This is a genomic window from Streptomyces sp. JHA26 (assembly GCF_002005565.1).
Classification (GTDB): domain Bacteria; phylum Actinomycetota; class Actinomycetes; order Streptomycetales; family Streptomycetaceae; genus Streptomyces.
Window position 1 is genome coordinate 1 of record NZ_BDJC01000060.1, and the last position, 19,418, is coordinate 19,418.

The 19,418-nt window shown below is 71.8% G+C and carries 20 protein-coding genes; 15 read left to right on the forward strand and 5 right to left on the reverse strand.

The window, feature by feature from the left end; all coding sequences use genetic code 11:
- Positions 1–15: 15 nt before the first annotated feature.
- The 9 genes from JHAT_RS27875 to JHAT_RS27915 all read left to right on the forward strand — a co-directional run bounded on the left by JHAT_RS27875 (position 16) and on the right by JHAT_RS27915 (position 7,787).
- Positions 16–660, forward strand: a complete 645-nt coding sequence (locus JHAT_RS27875; protein ID WP_077801045.1) for an HAD family phosphatase — start codon at positions 16–18, stop codon at positions 658–660.
- 93 nt (positions 661–753) lie between these two features.
- Entirely contained in the window at positions 754–1,515 is a 762-nt protein-coding gene (locus JHAT_RS27880; RefSeq protein WP_077801046.1) for a VC0807 family protein, read from the forward strand.
- A gap of 23 nt (positions 1,516–1,538) precedes the next feature.
- Complete coding sequence (locus tag JHAT_RS27885; protein ID WP_077801047.1) at positions 1,539–2,762, forward strand: MFS transporter; 1,224 nt, start codon at positions 1,539–1,541, stop codon at positions 2,760–2,762.
- Complete coding sequence (locus JHAT_RS27890) at positions 2,713–3,885, forward strand: acetoin utilization protein AcuC (protein WP_077801048.1); 1,173 nt, start codon at positions 2,713–2,715, stop codon at positions 3,883–3,885. The genes JHAT_RS27885 and JHAT_RS27890 overlap by 50 nt, the downstream gene beginning before the upstream one ends.
- Before the next feature lie 98 nt (positions 3,886–3,983).
- Positions 3,984–4,799 (forward strand): phosphatase, encoded by an 816-nt coding sequence (locus JHAT_RS27895; protein WP_077801073.1) that lies wholly within the window; start codon positions 3,984–3,986, stop codon positions 4,797–4,799.
- A gap of 129 nt (positions 4,800–4,928) precedes the next feature.
- Positions 4,929–5,141: a helix-turn-helix domain-containing protein gene (locus JHAT_RS27900; protein ID WP_004984898.1), complete on the forward strand. Its 213-nt coding sequence runs from the start codon at positions 4,929–4,931 to the stop codon at positions 5,139–5,141.
- Between the two features lie 180 nt (positions 5,142–5,321).
- On the forward strand, positions 5,322–5,420 hold the full coding sequence (locus JHAT_RS27905) for a 30S ribosomal protein bS22 (RefSeq protein WP_003948845.1): 99 nt from the start codon (positions 5,322–5,324) through the stop codon (positions 5,418–5,420).
- Between the two features lie 214 nt (positions 5,421–5,634).
- Entirely contained in the window at positions 5,635–6,696 is a 1,062-nt protein-coding gene (locus JHAT_RS27910; protein WP_077801049.1) for an NAD-dependent epimerase/dehydratase family protein, read from the forward strand.
- Between the two features lie 14 nt (positions 6,697–6,710).
- The gene (locus tag JHAT_RS27915; RefSeq protein ID WP_077801050.1) at positions 6,711–7,787 is read left to right on the forward strand and encodes a lysophospholipid acyltransferase family protein; all 1,077 of its coding nucleotides are present in this window, start codon (positions 6,711–6,713) and stop codon (positions 7,785–7,787) included.
- A gap of 70 nt (positions 7,788–7,857) precedes the next feature.
- Here the strand turns inward: JHAT_RS27915 and JHAT_RS27920 are convergent, their stop codons facing one another.
- The 3 genes from JHAT_RS27920 to JHAT_RS27930 all read right to left on the reverse strand — a co-directional run bounded on the left by JHAT_RS27920 (position 7,858) and on the right by JHAT_RS27930 (position 11,426).
- Positions 7,858–9,102 carry a DUF5667 domain-containing protein gene (locus JHAT_RS27920; protein ID WP_171991092.1) on the reverse strand — a complete coding sequence of 415 codons (1,245 nt, stop codon included), beginning with the start codon at positions 9,100–9,102 and terminating at the stop codon, positions 7,858–7,860.
- 253 nt (positions 9,103–9,355) lie between these two features.
- Positions 9,356–10,147, reverse strand: a complete 792-nt coding sequence (locus JHAT_RS27925; protein WP_107482041.1) for an ECF subfamily RNA polymerase sigma factor, BldN family — start codon at positions 10,145–10,147, stop codon at positions 9,356–9,358.
- A 355-nt stretch (positions 10,148–10,502) separates the two neighbouring features.
- On the reverse strand, positions 10,503–11,426 hold the full coding sequence (locus tag JHAT_RS27930; protein WP_107482043.1) for an HAD family phosphatase: 924 nt from the start codon (positions 11,424–11,426) through the stop codon (positions 10,503–10,505).
- 174 nt (positions 11,427–11,600) lie between these two features.
- On the opposite strand from JHAT_RS27930, the gene JHAT_RS27935 reads away from it, so the two are divergent.
- The 6 genes from JHAT_RS27935 to JHAT_RS35560 all read left to right on the forward strand — a co-directional run bounded on the left by JHAT_RS27935 (position 11,601) and on the right by JHAT_RS35560 (position 18,243).
- Entirely contained in the window at positions 11,601–11,942 is a 342-nt protein-coding gene (locus JHAT_RS27935) for a glutaredoxin family protein (RefSeq protein WP_077801053.1), read from the forward strand.
- Between the two features lie 274 nt (positions 11,943–12,216).
- A complete protein-coding gene (locus tag JHAT_RS27940) occupies positions 12,217–12,978 on the forward strand; it encodes a redox-sensing transcriptional repressor Rex (protein ID WP_077801054.1) in 762 nt (253 codons plus the stop codon).
- Positions 12,975–14,702 carry a glutamyl-tRNA reductase gene (locus JHAT_RS27945; RefSeq protein ID WP_077801055.1) on the forward strand — a complete coding sequence of 576 codons (1,728 nt, stop codon included), beginning with the start codon at positions 12,975–12,977 and terminating at the stop codon, positions 14,700–14,702. The genes JHAT_RS27940 and JHAT_RS27945 overlap by 4 nt, the downstream gene beginning before the upstream one ends.
- Entirely contained in the window at positions 14,699–15,694 is a 996-nt protein-coding gene (gene hemC, locus JHAT_RS27950; protein WP_077801056.1) for a hydroxymethylbilane synthase, read from the forward strand. Before JHAT_RS27945 ends, hemC begins: the two co-directional genes overlap by 4 nt.
- Positions 15,691–17,388, forward strand: coding sequence for a bifunctional uroporphyrinogen-III C-methyltransferase/uroporphyrinogen-III synthase (locus tag JHAT_RS27955; RefSeq protein ID WP_077801057.1), 1,698 nt, complete (start codon positions 15,691–15,693; stop codon positions 17,386–17,388). Before hemC ends, JHAT_RS27955 begins: the two co-directional genes overlap by 4 nt.
- A 270-nt stretch (positions 17,389–17,658) precedes the next feature.
- Positions 17,659–18,243 (forward strand): hypothetical protein, encoded by a 585-nt coding sequence (locus JHAT_RS35560; RefSeq protein WP_253195633.1) that lies wholly within the window; start codon positions 17,659–17,661, stop codon positions 18,241–18,243.
- Between the two features lie 26 nt (positions 18,244–18,269).
- Here JHAT_RS35560 and JHAT_RS27965 read toward each other — a convergent pair whose 3' ends face one another.
- Together JHAT_RS27965 and JHAT_RS27970 are read right to left on the reverse strand one after the other, a co-directional pair.
- The gene (locus JHAT_RS27965) at positions 18,270–18,449 is read right to left on the reverse strand and encodes a DUF397 domain-containing protein (RefSeq protein WP_077801058.1); all 180 of its coding nucleotides are present in this window, start codon (positions 18,447–18,449) and stop codon (positions 18,270–18,272) included.
- Complete coding sequence (locus tag JHAT_RS27970; protein ID WP_077801059.1) at positions 18,446–19,279, reverse strand: helix-turn-helix transcriptional regulator; 834 nt, start codon at positions 19,277–19,279, stop codon at positions 18,446–18,448. The genes JHAT_RS27965 and JHAT_RS27970 overlap by 4 nt, the downstream gene beginning before the upstream one ends.
- Positions 19,280–19,418 lie beyond the last annotated feature (139 nt).

Genomic DNA, 19,418 nt, shown 5'->3' on the forward strand with positions numbered 1-19,418 from the left:
GTTTAGGGTCGTCGTATGCGCTACGAACTGGTTGTCTTCGACAATGACGGTGTCCTCGTCGACAGTGAGCCGATCTCCAACCGGCTGCTGGCCGCCTACCTGACCGAGCTGGGCCACCCGACGACGTACGACGAGTCGTTGCGTGACTACATGGGATCCGCGATGCACCGGATCCACGACCTCGTCCTGGAGCGGACCGGCCGACGGCTGCCGGAGGACTTCGACGACGTCTTCCACGGCCGGGTGTTCGCCGCCTTCGAGCAGGACCTCGAGCCCGTCCCCGGGGTCGTCGGTGTGCTGGAGAAGCTCGCCGCGGACGAGGTGCCGTACTGCGTGGCATCGTCCGGGAGCCATCAGCGGATCCGGGTGGGGCATCGGAAGACCGGACTGGACCGGTGGTTCGACGACGCGCGGATCTTCAGTTCCGAGGACGTGGGTCGGGGGAAGCCGGCGCCCGATCTGTTCCTGCACGCGGCCGAGCGGATGGGCGTCGCGCCGGAGCGGTGCGTGGTGATCGAAGACAGCGCGCTCGGTGTGCAGGCGGCCGTCGCGGCCGGGATGGACGTGTACGGGTTCACCGGGATGACGCCCGCCGAGAAGCTCGCCGGGGCCACCCGACTCTTCGGCACCATGGGGGAGTTGGCCGACCTGCTGGTATGACGCGGCACAGCGCGCCGGTCCTGACATTTGTCATGCGTAGCTCCGGACGGTTGTTTCTACTGCGGGACCGGGGCCGGCCGCGAAGCTGTGTGCATGACGACGAACACGGACACGGGCAGCCAGCGGCACGGCAAGCGTCGTACCTTCGTCACCCTCCTCCTGGACGTGGGGGTGCCGGTCGGGTCCTACTACCTCCTGAAGGGCGCCTTCGGGATGAGCTCCGTCGCGGCGCTCGGCTGGAGCAGTGTCGTGCCGGTGCTGCGGACCGGGTGGGGGCTGTCCAGGCACCGGGAGGTGAACGGGCTGCCCCTGCTCATCCTCCTGGTGAACCTCGTCGGGCTGCTGCTCAGCTTCGGGACGGGGGACGCCCGGCTGCTGCTCCTGAAGGACAGCGTGGTCAGCAGCGTGGTCGGCATCGTGCTGCTGGCGTCCGTGGTGGTCGGTCGGCCCATGATGAGCGCCAACCTCAAGCCGTTCCTGGTCAAGGGGGACGCCCGGCGCGAGGCCGCGTGGGAGAGGCTGCGGCGTCAGTCGCCGGCGTTCCGGCGGGCGGAGCTCAGGTTCACCGGGGTGTGGGGCACGGTGTTCGTCGTCGAGTGCGCGGTGCGGGCCGTCGGCGCCTACACGGTCCCCGTCGACACGATGGTCTGGCTGGGGACGGTCGTCCTGGTCGCCGCGATGGTGCTGGCCTTCGTGATCAGCGGGGCCCTGGGTGCCGGGCCGATGGCGCACATGATCGAGGCGTCCGCGACCGCGGAGGGCGCTCCCGACTCCGTGACGGTCTCCGGTCCGGTCGTCGTCGAGCGCGGTGAAGCTGAGCGGAATTCACCTTTGGCGGGATCTACCCACCGGTAAGCCGGAGCCCTACGCTCGCCGCCATGACAGATGTGCTGCGGCGCGGCAGGGCCTCCTTGGCGTTCGGCTTCTTCGCCCAGGGCGTCGCCTTCGCTCTGCTCGTGACCCGCATCCCCGCCCTCCAGGACCGGTACGGCGTCTCCGACGCGCTGCTGCCGGTCTTCCTGGCGGCCGTGCCGGTCCTGGCCGGTGTGGGGAGCGTGGCGACGGAGCGGCTGGTGCGGCGGGTACGGCCCAGTCGGGTGCTGCGCTGGTCCCAGCCCGTGGTGCTGCTGGCGCTGCTGGGGGCCGGCGCGGGGGACCGGGTGGCGGTGCTGGCCGTGGCGCTGGCGGTGTTCGGGCTGGCGGTGGGGGCGCTGGACGCCTCGATGAACATGCTCGGGGTGAGCCTGCAGCGGGCGTACGGGCGCAGCATCATGCTCGGGTTCCACGCGGCCTACAGCCTGGGCGGGATCCTGGGGGCCTCGCTGGCGTGGGTGGGGGCGCACGGGGAGCTGGCGCTGTGGGTGTCGTACCTGCCGGCCGTGGCGGTGCTGTTGCCGGCCGCGCTGGTGGGGAGCCGGTGGTACGTCGACGGGGAGCGGACCGGTTCCGGGGCGGGGGCGCCGACGGACGGGGGCGGGGGTGCGGGCGTCGGCTTCGCGGTGCTGTTGCCGCTGTGCCTGGTGATGACGTTCGCGTACATCGGGGACTCGACGGTCTCCAACTGGAGTGCGAAGTACCTCCAGGACGTGCTGGGGAGTTCGGAGCAGCTGGCGACCGTTCCGTACAACGTGTACATGGTGACGACGCTGGTGGGGCGGTCCGTCGGGGACTTCGGGGTGCGGCGGCTGGGGGCCGTCGCGGTGGTGCGGGGCGGGGCGGTCGTCGCGGCGGGTGGGTTCGCGGTGGTGGCCGTGGCGCCGGGGGCGTGGTTCGGGATGCTCGGGTTCACGCTGCTGGGGTTGGGGCTGTGCGTGCTGGTGCCGCAGACGTTCGCGGCGGCGGGGCGCCTGTTCCCCGGGGCGTCCGATGCGGCGGTGGCGCGGCTCAACGTCTTCAACTACGTGGGTTTCCTGATCGGTTCGCCGTTGGTGGGTGCGCTCGGGGACGCCTGGAGCTACCGCGGTGCCATGCTCGTGCCGATGGTGTTGGTGCTGGTGACGGTGGTGTACGCCAGATCGTTCGAGGCCCGGTCGGACCGATACGGTGGCGGGCATGAGCGGCCGCGCACAGCTGATGTGGGACGAGGCAGTAACGGGCTATGACTTCGGTCCGGGGCATCCGATGGACCCGGTCCGGCTCGCCCTGACGCGGGGGCTGGTCGGCGCCCTGGGGCTCGACCGGGAGGTGGAGGTCGTCGCGGCGCGGGCGGCCGGGGAGTCGACGCTGCGGCTCGTCCACCGGGAGGACTACATCGATGCCGTGAGGGCGGCCTCGGCGGATCCGGGGTCGGCGGACGTGTCGTACGGGCTCGGGACGGTCGACGATCCGGCCTTCGCGGGGATGCACGAGGTGTCCGCGCTGATCGCCGGGCAGTCGGTGGGCGCGGCGGAGGCGGTGTGGCGGGAGGACGCGCTGCACGCGGTGAACTTCGCGGGCGGGCTGCACCACGCGATGCCGGGGGCGGCGTCGGGGTTCTGCGTCTACAACGACGCGGCGCTGGCGATCGCGCGGCTGCTGGAGCTGGGGGCCGAGCGGGTCGCGTACGTGGACGTGGACGTGCATCACGGGGACGGGGTGCAGGCGGCGTTCTGGGAGGATCCGCGGGTCCTGACGATCTCGCTGCACGAGCATCCGCGGTCGCTGTTCCCGCAGACGGGGTGGCCGGAGGAGACCGGGGCCGACTGTGCGGAGGGGTCGGCCGTGAACGTGGCGCTGCCGCCGGGGACCGGGGACGCCGGGTGGGTGCGGGCGTTCCACGCGGTGGTGCCGGAGCTGATCGCGGACTTCCGGCCGCAGGTGCTGGTGACGCAGCACGGGGCCGACACGCATTTCGAGGATCCGCTGGCGCATCTGGCGGTGTCGCTGGACGCGCAGCGGGCGGTGCAGGTGGCGTGTCACGACCTCGCGCACGAGTACGCCGAGGGGCGGTGGGTGGCTCTGGGGGGCGGGGGGTACGCCGTGGTGGACGTGGTGCCGCGGTCGTGGACGCATCTGGTGGGGATCGCGGCGGGGCGGCCGGTGGAGCCGGAGACGGTGGTTCCGGAAGGGTGGCGGCAGGAGGTGTTCGCGCGGACGCGGCAGCTGGGTCCGATGCGGATGACCGATGGGCGGTGGCCGGTGTCGTGGGCGTCCTGGGAGGCGGGGTACGACCCCGCGGACCGGTTGGACCAGGCGGTGGTGGCGACCCGGCGGGCGGTGTTCCCGTTGCGGGGGTTGCTGGCCTGACGGTTCCTCCCGGCGTGCGGGGCGGGGGTTACGCCGTCCGTGGGGACGTTTCGGGGATCCGGGCCGCGCGGGTGGTCGGGTCCGGCAGGATCGTTCGGGTGCTGAGCCGTGGAGCTCTTCGGGCTCATCTTCTGGACGTTCGTCTCGCCGGGGTCGTGGCCACTTCCCGGGAGGCGAGTCTGCGGAGTTACCGGTTGTTCGCCGCCCGGGATCCGCGGGTGCTGATCGGGATCGACCCGGAGGGCGACTGGGGGGAGCGGGACCTGCTCGGGCTGATGGCGCGCAGGTGCGGTGTTTCGGCCGACCCGCGGCATGTTTCGGGCCAGGATGTGATCGATCCCGAGCGGACACTGAGCGCTCTGGACGCCTTCGCCGGGCGCCTCGCCGCGGTGGCCGAGCGTCGCGCTCCGGTCCTCCTCGGCACCGGGCACCCGCATCGGCTGCTCGGTTTCTACGTCGCCCTGGCCGACGCCCTGTCGGCGGCGGGATGTGCTGTCCTCACCCCCGCGCAGGGTCGCCGTGTCGACATAACGACCCGGTTCGGTCTACGCACCCACCGCCTCGAGTACGTCCGGGGAGTCGCGTTGGTGCGGGACGCCGGCGCTGAACGCCCCGGTTGTGAGCCCGGCGCGCACACGCACTCGCCGCTCCCGGTTCGGACCGCGCTGGCCGTGGCGGCCGAGGTCGGCGGGCCGCTCCCCGAGTTGGTGATCGGGGACCACGGGTGGGTCTGCGGAGCAGGTCAGCTGGGGTTCGAGGCCATCGGGCCGGGCGATGTGAACGATCCCGCGCTCTTCGTGGGGGAGGCCGAGGGGTTGGTGTCCGTCGCCGTTCCGCTTGATGACGGTGTGCGGCCCGAGTGCTACCGGCCGCTCACCCGCTACGTACTCAATCGGGCGTGTCTGTCCCGGTAGGGCGCCGAAGGATGCACCTCTTCCCCATTCGCATCACCCGCACCTACATTGGGGAGTGAGCACGCAGCGACGAAGAGTCACCGGAAGGGGAAGCCGGTGGCCGTCGAGTGCGGAAGGTTCAGGTGTGTCATGGCTGCAGCTGGCGAAAGGCCTCTGAACGAGGTTCAGTTCCTTACCGTGGCGGAGGTCGCCTCGGTGATGCGCGTGTCCAAGATGACCGTGTACCGGTTGGTGCACAGCGGTCATCTGCCCGCGATCCGGGTGGGACGGTCGTTCCGCGTCCCGGAGCAAGCGGTTCACGAGTACCTCCGCGAGAGCTACGTGGGGGTGGAAACGGCCTGAGGGCGGGCCGGGAGGGGTCCACGGGGCTCCATGGGGCTCCAGGGGCCTCTCCCGGCCTCGTCGGCTCCCGGCCACCTCGATTACGACCTCAGCGCTCGGGCGGGTAGGCTAGCCCCTCGTAGGTCGTGTGGGCCCATGGCGCCCAAACAACCGAGTGATGAGAAGTGAGCGAGGGTAGTCGTGGGCTCTGTTATCAAGAAGCGGCGCAAGCGGATGGCCAAGAAGAAGCACCGCAAGCTGCTCAAGCGCACGCGCGTTCAGCGTCGCAACAAGAAGTAAGCGACGCTGCGCCGTCAGCGTGTCCTGTGGCCCCCCACCGCATCCGGTGGGGGGCCACAGTCGCGTTCCGGGGCCCGTCGGGTCCGCGACGCGTGTGAATTTCCGTCACGTGCCGCATCCGGCGGTCATCACAGCGCAACACCGACCGGCTAAGTTGGCCCGCGGGCGGGGAACGCGGCAGGGTACGGAGCAGGGCGAGAGGAAGGCGCTGATCTTGGGCAAGGTCGTGCTCGTGACCGGAGCGGCCCGTCAGCTGGGCGGCCGGTTCGTCCGGCGGATCCAGCGCGATCCCGACGTGGACCGGGTCGTGGCCGTGGACGCCGTCGCGCCGGAGCACCATCTGGGCGGCGCCGAGTTCGTCCAGGCCGACATCCGGCAGTCGGCCATCGGGCGGGTGCTGGCCGAGACGGGCGCCGACACGGTCGTCCACATGGACGTCACGGGCACCCCGCTGGGCGGGGGCAGCCGTACGTCGGTCAAGGAGACCAACGTCATCGGCACCATGCAGCTGCTCGGCGCCTGCCAGAAGTCGCCGGCCGTGCAGCGGCTCGTGGTCAAGTCGAGTACCAACGTCTACGGTTCCGCGCCCCGCGACCCGGCCGTCTGCACCGAGACCACCGCGCCCAAGTCGCTGCCCAGCGGCGGTTTCGCCAAGGACGCCGTGGAGGTCGAGGGGTACGTGCGGGGCTTCGCGCGCCGGCGGCCGGACGTCGCGGTGTGCGTGCTGCGGTTCGCCAACATCCTGGGCCGGAGCGCGGAGACGCCCCTCGCGTCGTACTTCGGGCTGCCGGTGCTGCCGACCGTGTTCGGTTACGACCCGCGGCTGCAGTTCGTGCACGAGGACGACGTGATCGAGGTGCTGCGGATCGCCTCGCACGAGCCGCGGCGCGGCACCCTGAACAGCGGCACGTTCAACATCGCCGGTGACGGCGTCCTGCTGCTCTCCCAGTGCTCGCGCCGGCTGGGGCGCCCCACGGTGCCGCTGCTGCTGCCCGCGGTCACCTGGGCGGGCTCCCTCGTGCGTACGCTGGGAATGACGGACTTCTCCCCGGAGCAGATCCGGCTGCTCACCCACGGGCGGGTCGTGGACACCACGCAGATGCGCGAGACCCTGGGTTTCAGGCCGGCGTACACGACGGCCGAGACGTTCGCGGACTTCGTGCGCGGTCGCGGTCCGGGGCTGTTGCCGCCGCAGGTCCTCGCGGGGGCCGTCGACCGGATCGCGGAGCTGTCCCTGCGGGGCAGCGGCCACCTTCCGACGCAGAGCGCCAACTGAGGAGCGCGACAACGATGGCGGACGCCAAGGTCATTCCGTTCGACGACGACCGGTCCCGGGGGAGCGGGAGCGCGGGGCAGCGCCCGGCGCGGCGCCGTGGTGGGGGGAACCGGCGCAAGGGCGGTGCGGCGGAGCCCGTGCCGGTGCGTGAGGTGCGGCCGTTGCCCGTCCCCGGGGCGGCCCGGGACGACGACTCCGTGTCCGGCGGACCGCCGGGGGGCCGCGGCGAGGCGCGGGCGCCGGAGGCCGACGGCGGCCTCGAGCGGCGTGTCGCGGCCGGTCTGGCCTTCCTGCGGCGCCGCCTCACCGGCGACTACGAGGTCGACGACTTCGGCTACGACGCCGAACTCACCGACCAGGTGCTGATGTCGCTGCTGCGTCCGGTGTACGAGAAGTACTTCCGGGTCGACGTGAAGGGCATGGAGAACATCCCGGCCGAGGGCGGCGCGCTGATCGTCGCCAACCACTCCGGGACGCTGCCGCTGGACGGCCTGATGATGCAGGTCGCCGTGCACGACCACCATCCGGCCGGCCGGCATCTGCGGCTGCTGGCGGCGGACCTGGTGTTCGTGCTGCCGGTGGTCAACGAGCTGGCCCGCAAGCTCGGCCACACGCTGGCGTGTGCGGAGGACGCGGAACGGCTGCTGGCCCAGGGGGAGCTGGTCGGGGTGATGCCGGAGGGGTTCAAGGGCATCGGCAAGCCGTTCGGCGAGCGGTACAAGCTGCAGCGCTTCGGGCGCGGCGGCTTCGTGTCGACGGCCCTGCGGCAGGGGACACCGATCGTTCCGTGTTCGATCGTCGGGGCGGAGGAGATCTACCCGATGATCGGGAACGCGAAGACCCTGGCGCGGCTGCTGGGTTTTCCCTACTTCCCGTTGACGCCGACGTTTCCGTGGCTCGGTCCGCTGGGTGCGGTGCCGTTGCCGACGAAGTGGACGATCCAGTTCGGGGAGCCGATCCCCACGGACGGTTATCCGCCGGAGGCGGCCGAGGATCCGATGCTGATGTTCAACCTGACGGACCAGGTGAGGGAGCAGATCCAGCACACGCTCTACAAGTTGCTGGTGCAGCGGCGGTCGGTGTTCTTCTGAGGGTGGCCGCGCAGGGTGGGCCGCGCGCGGTGGTGGGGTGCCCCGGGTGAGCGGGGCACCCCACCGTGTGTCAGTCCGCGTCCTCGCCGTGGATGCCCAGGCCGGGCAGCAGGCCGGGGAGGAGGGGTGGGAGGGTGATGTCCGGCTCGGGAGGCGGTGTGTCGTCGTCGGGGGACGGGGAGGCGCTGCCGCTGGCCTGCGGCGGGTCGATCAGGCCGCCGGTGCCGCCGCCGATCAGGCCGTCGTCGGCGCTGTGGGAGGCGGCCGACTCGCTGGGCCCGCCGCTGCCGGTGCGGGCGCCGTCGGACGGGGTGCCGCTGCCGGTGCCGGGGGTCGTGGCGTGTCCGGTGGCGGGTGTGTCGGTCGTCGTCGGACCGGAGCCGCTCCGTCGGTCGTCGTCGCCGGGGGCGTTGTCCTGGGCCGGTGGCTTCGGCAGCAGGGACTCCAGCGGGGCGACGTCGTCCTCTATGGCGTCGAGCACCGACGACACCTCTTCGCTGACGTCCCCGAGCTGCACGGGCAGCCGTTCGCGCAGGGCGCCCCAGGTCTCCCGGTGCGAGCGGGAGAAGGCGGAGAGCGCCTGCATGGGGGCGAGGGAGTCGGGGTCGTGGGCGTAGACGGCGCTGAGCAGGCGGTGGCCCTCGGACGCGTCGTGCCGCATGCCGGACAGGGCGCGGCGGATCTCGCCGAGGGACTCGTGGTCGAGGTGGCCGCCGCGGTCGCGCTCCATGAGGCGTCGGGCCTCGTGCAGCCGGGTCGACGCCAGGTCGAGGTAGGCCCGGCCGCGTTCGGCGTCGTCGTCGGCGAGTCCGAGGCGGAAGTCCTCTATGCCGCGCTTGAGGCCGTAGAGCGAGTCACCGGGCAGCGCGTCCGAACTGGCAGCGGCCACTCCGCCGAAGGCTCCGGCGGCGACGGTCACACTCAGTCCGCCCGCGGTGAGGCCCTTGGCCAGCCGTGACCGCGGCCGGAATTTTCCCAGCGGGGTCGCCCGGTGGGCGCCGCGGGCCCGGCGCTGTTCGGGCACCGAAGGGTCCGTCGCCCCGCCGCCCGCGGTGCCCTCCTGCATCATGGCCTCGAACGCGGCCACCAGCTGGGCCCGCTGGACGACCTTGACCTCGGGATCCAGTTCCGGCCGGGGCAGCTTCTCCAGGCCGGCGGCGAGGGACAGCAGACGTCCCTGCTCGGTCTGTTCCGCGACGGCCCCGGCGGATGCCGGTCCTTCGGACTGTTCGGCCGCCGCCCCGGGATCGGACTGCTCCTCCAGAGCCTGGGCGAAGGCGTTCGCCCGCCGGTGCGCCGATACGTTCGCGATCACTGGCGGCACCTCCTCTCGTCATGACGGTCGACTCCCCAGGGGGTCCTGAGGGTTGCACGCCCCCCGGACGGAACCACACGAACGTATGGCCGGAGCCGGTCGGGGAGTGACCACAGGGAGCCTGCATCCCGCACAACGAGCGGCGCGGCACTTGGGTTACGGACGACGGATGACCGGACCGTGGGCTCAACCGACTTTGACGTAAGGTGACTTGGGGGACGCGGAGGGTGGCGGCGCCTCGGGCGCCGGGAGTTCAGCGGGCGTCGTCCGGCAGCAGTCGGGCGAGGGTGCGGACGGCCCGGTACTGGAGGGTCTTGATGGCGCCCTCGTTCTTGCCCATGACGCGGGCGGTCTCGGCGACCGAGAGGCCCTGGAGGAAGCGGAGGGTGACGCACTCCTGCTGCTGCGGGTTGAGCCGCCGTACGGCGTCGAGCAGGGCGGCGTTGGAGAGGGACTCGAGGACGGAGTCCTCGGGGGACCGCTCGACCTCGTTGGCGTCGAGCATCTCGCCGGTGGTGACCTCCAGCCGGAAGCGGCTGGACTTGAAGTGGTCGGCGACGAGGTTGCGGGCGATGGTCACGAGCCAGGCGCCGAAGTCGCGGCCCTGCCAGGTGAAGGTGCCGATGCGCCTGAGAGCCCGCAGGAAGGTCTCGCTGGTCAGGTCCTCGGCGGTCGCCTTGCCGCCCACGCGGTAGTAGATGTAGCGGTAGACGGTGTCGCTGTACTGGTCGTAGAGCCGCCCGAACGCGTCGGCCTCGCCGGCCTGGGCCCGTTCGACCAGGTCCATCATGCGGGCGCTGTCGCTGTCCGCGGCGGGGCGGCGGTGGGTGGCGGCGGCCCCGGACGAGGACGACCGCGCGCGTCTGCCGACGGCGGCGCTGCCCTCGGCCAGTGCGTAGCACGGGCCGACGGGGGCGGTGGCCGCGGCGAGGGCGGGGACGGCGTACGCGGTGGGGACGAAGCCGCGCAACAGGTCTTGGGCTGATTTGACCGTTGCGCGCAGCGTAGCCAGGCCCGAGGCGTCAACCCCGACGTGTGGGTACACGGGACTCCCAGAGGCAGAGCTTCCATCACGTGCAGTACGGAACCATTCACCCGTCGTAGCGAAGGTGGGGTGCCGGATTGCGTCTGAGGAGAATAACGCTTCGTACAGGTGCTGCTACGCCCAGTTGCTCAAATCGTCGATTACGTCGCTTCCGTAGCCGATTGACGCCCGATCGGGTGCCGCAGATTGATCGCTTGACGACCGGAACGGTTCGGGTTCGTGGTGACTACAGTGCGTGTTGTGCCCGATGTGAAAGAAGGGGACTGAAGAGGGCCCCTCGGGGGTAGGCCGGACCGACGGGCGGCGCGGCGCCCGTGTCGCCGGTGGCGCCGACCGGGGGCGGCGCCGGCCGGGATCAGCGGCGGCGGCGGTGCAGCGCGATGGCCGCCGCGGTGCCGCCCGCCACCGCGCCGACGCCCGCCGCGGCCGGGATGCCGACCTTGGCCGCCTTGCGGCCCGTGCGGTAGTCGCGCAGCCGCCAGTCCAGCTCGCGGGCGTGCTTGCGCAGTTTGGCGTCGGGATTGATCGCGTACGGATGCCCGACCAGCGAGAGCATCGGGATGTCGTTGTGGGAGTCGCTGTAGGCGGCGCAGCGCGACAGGTCCAGGCCCTCGGCGGCCGCCAGTGCCCGTACCGCCTCGGCCTTGGCGGGGCCGTGCAGCGGCTCGCCGACCAGCTTGCCCGTGTAGACGCCGCCGATCGACTCGGCCACCGTGCCGAGCGCGCCGGTCAGGCCCAGGCGGCGGGCGATCACCTGCGCGATCTCCACCGGGGCGGCCGTGACCAGCCAGACCCGCTGGCCGGCGTCGAGGTGCGCCTGGGCGAGCGCCCGGGTGCCCGGCCAGATCCGCTCGGCCATGTACTCGTCGTAGATCTCCTCGCCGATCGACTTCAGCTCGGAGACGCGGTGGCCCTTGACGATGGACAGCGCCGAGTCGCGGGCGTCCTGCATGTGCTCCGGGTCCTCGATGCCGGCGAGCCGGAACCACGCCTGCTGCCAGGCGAACCGGGCGAGGTCGCGGGTCTCGAAGAACTTCCGCTTGTACAGGCCCCGGCCGAAGTGGAAGAGGGCGGCGCCCTGCATCACGGTGTTGTCGAGGTCGAAGAAGGCGGCGGCGCGGTCGTCGCCGGGGACGGGGAACGCGGGTTCCTCGCCCGGGGCGGCGTCGGGAAGGTCCTGGGTGGACTTGCGGGCGGCCTCCGCCGAGGCCTCGCCTGCCAACACGCTCCGCGCCGTGGCGGAGCGCCTACGGGGGGTGAGCCATCCGAGAGCGGCCATGCCCGTGAGCATAGCCAGTTTGTTCGGAGGCTTCGGATCCGAGAGGCCTGGGGGCCGTGAACTCCGGGTGTCGGTTCCGTCGAAGGGCCGGACCGGCGGGCGTGCCGGTCCGTCGGCCGCGCGGGCGGTCCGCGCGGCGGCGGGAGACCTCCGTCCGGGCGGTGCCGCGGGAGAATGGCGGGCATGAGTCCCCTCTTCCGCCGCAGGGCCCCGCAGGCGCCCGGGGCCCACGAGACCGCCGAGCAGCCGCCATCCCCCGCGCACTCCGAGAACCATCTCGTCACCCTCATCCGCAAACCCGGCTGTCATCTGTGTGATGACGCACAGCTCGTCGTCGAGAAGGTGTGCGCCGAACTCGGTGTCCCCTGGGAGGGGAAGGACATCACCGAGGACCGCCGGCTCCATGACCAGTACTGGGAGCAGATCCCGGTCGTCCTGGTCGACGGCAGGCAGCACACCTTCTGGCGTGTGAACGAGGAGCGCCTGCGCAGGGCACTGACCGAGCAGTACAAGTAGTCCGGATGGTCGCTTAGGATCGATGGCGACATGGTCTCGGGGGCGTTGATCGTGAGGAGCGTGAGCGGCTTTGCCCCCGAGGGGAGAGGAACGCGGGCGCGTGTGCGCCGGTTCCCGGTCCGGGCGCCGCGAGCGCGTGACCCCGGTCACGTTGGCCGGACAAATCGGACACCATCTTTGTGCACGCGTTCACAAAGACATAGCCTGCATGCGACGGGGCGGTCATGTAGGGACGTATGACCGCCTACAGCCCCGCTCTACCCGCAGGAGCACCGTGGCAACTGGCCGAACACACCGACCGGCGACCCGCAGCCGAGGGATTCCCGAGGCCACCGTCGCCCGGCTTCCGCTGTACCTCCGAGCCCTCACCGCACTGTCGGAGCGCTCGGTCCCCACGGTCTCCTCCGAGGAGCTGGCGGCCGCGGCGGGAGTCAACTCCGCGAAGCTGCGCAAGGACTTCTCCTACCTGGGCTCCTACGGGACCCGGGGCGTCGGCTACGACGTCGAGTATCTCGTCTACCAGATCTCGCGCGAACTGGGGCTCACCCAGGACTGGCCGGTCGTGATCGTCGGCATCGGCAACCTCGGCGCCGCGCTCGCCAACTACGGCGGGTTCGCCTCCCGCGGCTTCCGCGTCGCCGCGCTCATCGACGCCGACCCGCAGATGGCCGGAAAGCCCGTCGCGGGCATCCCCGTGCAGCACACCGACGAGCTGGAGAAGATCATCCGGGAGGACGGTGTCTCGATCGGCGTGATCGCGACCCCCGCCGGTGCCGCCCAGCAGGTCTGCGACCGGCTCGTGGCCGCCGGTGTCACGTCCATCCTGAACTTTGCGCCGACCGTGCTGAACGTCCCCGAGGGCGTCGACGTGCGCAAGGTCGACCTCTCCATCGAACTGCAGATCCTCGCCTTCCACGAGCAGCGCAAGGCCGGTGAGGAGGCCGCGGCCGACGTCGTACCGCCCGTCGCCGCCCGCAAGCAGCCCTCCGCCGACCAGGGACCCGACGGGGACGTGCCCGCCGTGATGCCGGCATGAGTCTCCTCGTCGTCGGACTGAGCCACCGCAGTGCCCCCGTCAGCGTCCTGGAGCGCGCCTCGCTGAACGCGGACGCGCAGTCCAAGCTGCTGCAGGACACCGTCGCCGCCGAACCGGCCGCCGAGGCCGCGCTCCTGGCCACCTGCAACCGCATCGAGCTGTACGCCGACGTGGACAAGTTCCACGCCGGTGTCGCCGAGCTGTCCACGCTGCTCGCCCAGCACAGCGGGGTCGGCCTGGACGAGCTCACTCCTTATCTTTACGTGCACTACGAGGACCGGGCCGTCCACCACCTGTTCTCGGTGGCCTGCGGACTCGACTCGATGGTGGTCGGCGAGGGCCAGATCCTCGGCCAGATGAAGGACTCCCTGGCCCGCGCCCAGGACCTGCACACCGCCGGACGGCTCCTGAACGACCTGTTCCAGCAGGCCCTGCGGGTCGGCAAGCGCGCCCACTCCGAGACCGGCATCGACCGCGCCGGGCAGTCCCTGGTCACCTTCGGCCTGGAGCAGCTCGCCGCGGGGGCCGACGTCCGGACCTGGGCACGGGGCAAGAAGGCGCTGGTGATCGGCGCCGGGTCGATGTCGTCGCTGGCCGCCGCCACGCTGGCCCGCGCCGGGATCGCCGAGATAGTGGTCGCCAACCGCACCTTCGAGCGGGCCGAGCGGCTCGCGCGGATCCTGACCGAGGGCGACGACACGGACGTGCTGGCCCGCGCGGTACCGATGGACGCGGTGCCGGCCGAGCTGACACGTGCCGACGTGGCCGTCTCCTGCACCGGGGCGACCGGACTGGTCCTCACGGCCGACGCCGTGGCGGCGTCGGTGGAGGGCCGCACCGGCGCGCCCGCGGCCGTGTCCGCGGACGACGCGGCCCGTCCGGTCGCGGCCGCCGGACCCGCCGAGGCGCGACGCGGTGCCGAAACGCCCCTGCCGGGCGCCGGCGACGAGAACTGCCCGCTGGACCTGTCCTCCGTACCGACCGGCTTCTCCGTCATGGGGGAGGCCGCCGTGGCCGGCATGGACGCGGCGACGCTGGAGCAGCACGGGGCCTGGGCCGCCGGCGGCACGGCCGTGGACCGGCCGCGCGAGGCGGGCCGGCCGGGACCCGAGGCGGACGCCGAGCTGATCGGCGCGCTCGCCGCGACGGCCGCGAGCGTCGGCCGGATCCCCGAGAGGCGCCGGCCCGAGCCGGTCGCCGAGGTGCCGCGCCCGCAGCCCGTGCTCTTCCTCCTCGACCTCGCCATGCCGCGCGACGTCGACGCCGCCGTGCACCGGCTGACCGGGGTGCGGCTGGTGGACATCGAGTCGCTCGCCGAGGCCTCGGCCGACGCGCCGATGGCCGCCGACGTCGACACGGTCCGCCGGATCGTCGCCGACGAGGTCGCGGCCTTCGGCGCCGCCCAGCGGGCCGCGCACATCACCCCCACCGTCGTCGCGCTGCGCAGCATGGCCGCCGACGTCGTCGCCGGTGAGATCGCCCGGCTCGAGGGGCGGCTGCCGGGTCTCGACGACAAGCACCGCGCCGAGATCACCCAGACCGTCAAGCGTGTGGTCGACAAGCTGCTGCACGCTCCGACGGTCCGGGTCAAGCAGCTCGCCGCCGAGCCCGGCGGCGCCGGGTACGCGGACGCGCTGCGCACCCTGTTCGACCTCGACCAGGAGACGGTGGCCTCCGTCTCGCGGACCGAGAACAGCACTGAGAAGAACCGAGGGCCGGCATGACTGAGAAGGCACTGAGACTGGGGACGAGGCGCAGCAAGCTCGCCATGGCCCAGTCCGGGCAGGTGGCGGATGCCGTGAGCCAGGTGACCGGACGGCCCGTGGAGCTCGTCGAGATCACCACGTACGGCGACACGTCCCGCGAGCACCTGGCCCAGATCGGCGGCACGGGCGTGTTCGTCGCCGCGCTGCGCGAGGCCCTGCTGCGGGGTGACGTGGACTTCGCGGTTCATTCGCTCAAGGACCTCCCCACCGCGCAGCACGAGGGCCTGGTCCTGGCGGCCACCCCCGTGCGCGAGGACCCGCGCGACGTCATCGTCGCCCGGGACGCGCGGAAGCTGACCGACCTGCCCAGCGGGGCGCGCATAGGCACCGGCGCGCCGCGCCGCATGGCACAGCTGAACGCGTACGCCCGCACCCACGGGCTGGAGATCGAGACGGTCCCGATCCGGGGCAACGTCGACACCCGCATCGGGTACGTCCACAGCGGTGAGCTCGACGCGGTCGTGCTGGCCGCCGCCGGACTGAACCGCGTCGGACGCATCGACGAGGTGACCGACTTCCTGTCGGTCGACACGGTTCTGCCCGCCCCCGGCCAGGGGGCCCTGGCGATCGAGTGCACCGCGGACAACGCCGCGCTGATCGCCGCGCTCGCCGAGCTCGACGACCCGTTCACGCGGGCCGCCGTCACGGCCGAGCGGTCCCTGCTCGCCGCCCTGGAAGCCGGCTGCAGCGCCCCCGTGGGCGCGCTGGCCGACCTTCCCCCACTCTCGGCTCCGCTCGAGCGGGGGGACCCCCAGGCCGACGGGCAGACTGTCAAGGAAATGCGCCTGCGCGGCGTCGTCGGCACGACCGACGGCTCGACGCTGGTGCAGCTGTCCACCACCGGTCCCGTGCCCCAGACGCACGAAGCGGCGCTGGCACTCGGTCGCGAACTCGCCACCGAGATGCTCGCCCAGGGCGCGGCCGGTCTTATGGGGGAGCGAGCACAGTGAGCCCCACCGCCTTTCCCGCCTGTCCGGAACACGGGCACGTCACCTTCCTCGGTGCCGGACCCGGAGATCCGGGACTGCTGACCCTGCGCGCCGTGGAGGCGCTGGCGAACGCGGACGTCCTCGTCGCCGAGCACGAGGTGCTCGACGTCGTGCGCACGCACGCGAGGCAGGGCGTCGCCGAGGTGCACACGGATACCGATCCGTCGGATCCGGGCACGGGCACGCCCCAGCTGACGGTTGTCGACGGCGCGTCGACGACCGGCGGCGTCCCCGCTGTGCGGGATGCCGCACATCTTGTCATGGAGGCCGCGCGGGGCGGCAGGCGGGTCGTGCGTGCGGTGACCGGGGACCCCGGGCTCGACACGTGCGCCGCCGAGGAGATGCTCGCGTGCGCCGCGGCCGGGGTGCCCTTCGAGGTCGTCCCGGGCATCGCGAACGCCGTCGGCGTGCCCGCGTACGCCGGTGTGCCGCTGCGGGACGCCGAGGGTGCCGACGTGCGGTTCGTGGACGCCCGTACGGCGTCGGACCGCTGCTGGACCGAGGTGGGCGCCTCCGACGGCACGGTGGTCGTGTCGACGACGCTGGACTCGGTGGCCGCGGCCGCCGGCGAGCTGGTGTCGGCCGGCCGCAAGCCGGACACCCCGCTGACGGTGACCGTCGCCGGTACGACGACGCGCCAGCGCACCTGGACGGCGACGCTCGGCACGGTCGCGCAGACGCTGAAGCAGGCCAAGGTGCTGCCGTCCCCGGACGGCGGCCGCCCGGTGATAGCCGTGGTCGGCGAGCGCAGTGCCCCCGCCCGGCGCGACCAGCTGTCGTGGTTCGAGTCCAAGCCGCTGTTCGGCTGGAAGGTCCTCGTGCCGCGCACGAAGGAGCAGGCGGCGTCGCTCTCCGACCAGCTGCGGTCCTACGGCGCCGTGCCGCACGAGGTGCCGACCATCGCGGTGGAGCCCCCGCGCACCCCGCAGCAGATGGAGCGGGCGGTCAAGGGCCTGGTGACGGGCCGCTACGAGTGGATCGCGTTCACGTCGGTCAACGCGGTGAAGGCCGTCCGGGAGAAGTTCGAGGAGTACGGGCTCGACGCCCGTGCCTTCGCGGGGATCAAGGTCGCCGCGGTGGGCGAGCAGACCGCCAAGGCGCTCATCGCCTTCGGCGTGAAGCCGGACCTGGTGCCGAGCGGCGAGCAGTCGGCCGCCGGTCTGCTGGAGGACTGGCCGCCCTACGACCCGGTCTTCGACCCGATCGACCGCGTCTTCCTGCCGCGCGCCGACATCGCCACCGAGACCCTGGTGGCCGGGCTGATCGAGCTGGGCTGGGAGGTCGACGACGTCACCGCCTACCGCACGGTGCGCGCCTCGCCGCCGCCGGCCGAGACCCGCGAGGCGATCAAGGGCGGCGGTTTCGACGCGGTGCTGTTCACGTCGTCCTCGACGGTCCGCAACCTGGTCGGCATCGCGGGCAAGCCGCACAACGTGACGGTGATCGCGTGCATCGGTCCGGCGACGGCCAAGACCGCGGAGGAGCACGGGCTGCGGGTGGACGTCATGGCTCCCGAGCCGTCCGTCCACAAGCTGGCGGAGGCCCTCGCCGACTTCGGCCTGCGGCGCCGCGCGGCGGCCCTGGACGCCGGGGACCCGGTGACCCGGCCGAGCGAGCGGCGGCCGGGGTCGCGCAGGCGGCGGTCGACGACGTGAGGTCGTAGGCGTGAGGTGGTGGCGGGGTGTGCCGTGACGGCGCGCCCCGCCACTGTGCGTCGCGGCTCGGGTTGTGCGGTGGTGGGTCGACGATCGGAGCGGTTCTCCATCGGCCTGCCCGAAACCCGCAGGTGGCCGACGCGCGGCTCTGGAGAAACGCTCCACTCGCAGGCCTTGCTTCTCTCGAATCCCTTGCCAGGCATACCTGTTCATGTCATCCCGCAAGGCTTTGCTCATTGACACGCTGACCAGGGACCTGGGGGGAAGCACATGGTGACGGCGGTGGTCGGCGGTCCGTCGGGTGGGGACGACGAGCAGGTCGCACGGCTGGCGGCGGGCTCGTCCAACTTCGGACACCTGCTCCGGCACGAGCCTTTACTGGTGACGCTGGGCTGTGCCGCGGAGTCGTACGTCCACACCGACCCGCACGCGGCCATGGTGAAGACCCGCCTCTTCGGTGAGATCATGGCCCGGCACCTGGTCACGCTCCTCGGTGTCACCGTGCCGGTCACCCGGGCCCACCTCGAAGACTTCGTGCAGTGCTACCGCCCCGACGAGGACCGCTCCAAGCGTGTCGAGACGGAGCGCTTCAAGGCGTACACGTACGAGGAACTGATCGCCCGCGACAAGGCCAACCTCGACATCACCTGGCTCCACGATCCCAGCCTCGACGACGCGGACAACCTGCCCGCGCCCGAGGTGCTGGCCGCCGAGATCGTCGAGGACCTCCAGGCCGCGCTGGAGGAGTTCGCCGCGATCGCGGAGACCTTGCAGCAGGCTCGGGGAGAGGGCTGGCGACGGAGGTGGCTCCGGTCGCCGACTGACACACAAACGGGGACCGCACCCACGAACTAGGGTGTGGTCCCCGTGTTTTCGCTGCGTCAGTTTCCGGAGGCGTACGGCAGGAAGGCCGACCAAGCGGCTGAGGTGAGATCGAGGCGAGGGCCTGCGGGGTTCTTGGAGTCGCGGACGAAGACGTGACTCTCGTCCGGGGTGGCCACCTCAACACAGTCGGGGCCGCTGGACGTGCTGTAGCTGCTCTTTATCCACTCCAGCTTCATGTCTCTCCAAGCACTTTCTCGATGAGGGCCATCGACTCCCGTGGGCTGAGAGCCTGTGCCCGGATGATTCCATACTGGATGTCCAGGAGTTGCACCTCTTTCGGCTCCGCGATCACGCGACTGATGTGCGCCACCTCGACATGACCGACCGTGGTGCCGTCCCTGAGCCTGAGCAACCTGAACGAGCCGTCGAGCCCTGAGTTCTCCTCGCGGTTCAGAGGCAGTACCTGAAGGTCGACGTTGCGGAACGCGCAGACCTCCAACAGCCGTTCGAGTTGCCCACGCATCACCATCTTGCCGCCGATGGGCCGACGAAGCGTCGACTCGCATTGGACAAAACTGAAGACGGCCTGGGCTGTCGTGTCGCCGACGATCTCCTGTCGCGCCACGCGGGCCGACACCTGCTGTTCCAACTGGTCGGCGGTGAAGGGCGGGCGGCGGGCGCTGAGCACTGCCCGTGCATACTCCTCGGTCTGCAGCAGTCCATGGACGACAGAGTTGTTATAGGCGCACAGCTCCGTGGCTTCCGCCTCCAGGTTCTTCAAGTCCCGCACCTTCTTCGGGTACCGGACCTCCGCCACGTCCTTCTTCATCGCGGCGATCTTGCCGCCCGCGCCCAGGACTTCGTCCGCCGCGTCCAAGTACTCGGGCCGGGGGATCCGCCGCCCCCGCTCCACGCAGGAGACCGTCTCCTCCCCGTACTTGATCGCCGCCCCGAACTCCGCCTGGGTGAGGCCGGCCGCCTCACGCCACAGCTTCAGCTGTCGTGTGACCGTCCGCATCACGGCCCCGGCCTCTTCGTCGTCCAGCCCCGCTTCCCACCCGCTCATGTCCGCCGCCTCCCGTCGCGCGCGCCCTTCCCCGGACCAACTCCGTCTGTCCGCACCCAGTCACCCCGGGCAGGCCGGACAGAAACCGGACACCTGGCGTACAGCCGTCGGCCGTACGAGCTGCCCGTATTCACAGCGT

What these genes read in the sequence shown, in the direction of transcription:
- JHAT_RS27875 (WP_077801045.1), top strand. Translation starts at nt 16, where the DNA reads ATGCGCTACGAACTGGTTGTCTTCGACAATGACGGTGTCCTCGTCGAC.
- JHAT_RS27880 (WP_077801046.1), top strand. Translation starts at nt 754, where the DNA reads ATGACGACGAACACGGACACGGGCAGCCAGCGGCACGGCAAGCGTCGT.
- JHAT_RS27885 (WP_077801047.1), top strand. Translation starts at nt 1,539, where the DNA reads ATGACAGATGTGCTGCGGCGCGGCAGGGCCTCCTTGGCGTTCGGCTTC.
- JHAT_RS27890 (WP_077801048.1), top strand. Translation starts at nt 2,713, where the DNA reads ATGAGCGGCCGCGCACAGCTGATGTGGGACGAGGCAGTAACGGGCTAT.
- JHAT_RS27900 (WP_004984898.1), top strand. Translation starts at nt 4,929, where the DNA reads ATGGCTGCAGCTGGCGAAAGGCCTCTGAACGAGGTTCAGTTCCTTACC.
- JHAT_RS27915 (WP_077801050.1), top strand. Translation starts at nt 6,711, where the DNA reads ATGGCGGACGCCAAGGTCATTCCGTTCGACGACGACCGGTCCCGGGGG.
- JHAT_RS27930 (WP_107482043.1), bottom strand. Translation starts at nt 11,426, where the DNA reads ATGGCCGCTCTCGGATGGCTCACCCCCCGTAGGCGCTCCGCCACGGCG.
- JHAT_RS27935 (WP_077801053.1), top strand. Translation starts at nt 11,601, where the DNA reads ATGGCGGGCATGAGTCCCCTCTTCCGCCGCAGGGCCCCGCAGGCGCCC.
- JHAT_RS27945 (WP_077801055.1), top strand. Translation starts at nt 12,975, where the DNA reads ATGAGTCTCCTCGTCGTCGGACTGAGCCACCGCAGTGCCCCCGTCAGC.
- hemC (WP_077801056.1), top strand. Translation starts at nt 14,699, where the DNA reads ATGACTGAGAAGGCACTGAGACTGGGGACGAGGCGCAGCAAGCTCGCC.
- JHAT_RS35560 (WP_253195633.1), top strand. Translation starts at nt 17,659, where the DNA reads ATGGTGACGGCGGTGGTCGGCGGTCCGTCGGGTGGGGACGACGAGCAG.
- JHAT_RS27965 (WP_077801058.1), bottom strand. Translation starts at nt 18,449, where the DNA reads ATGAAGCTGGAGTGGATAAAGAGCAGCTACAGCACGTCCAGCGGCCCC.
- JHAT_RS27970 (WP_077801059.1), bottom strand. Translation starts at nt 19,279, where the DNA reads ATGAGCGGGTGGGAAGCGGGGCTGGACGACGAAGAGGCCGGGGCCGTG.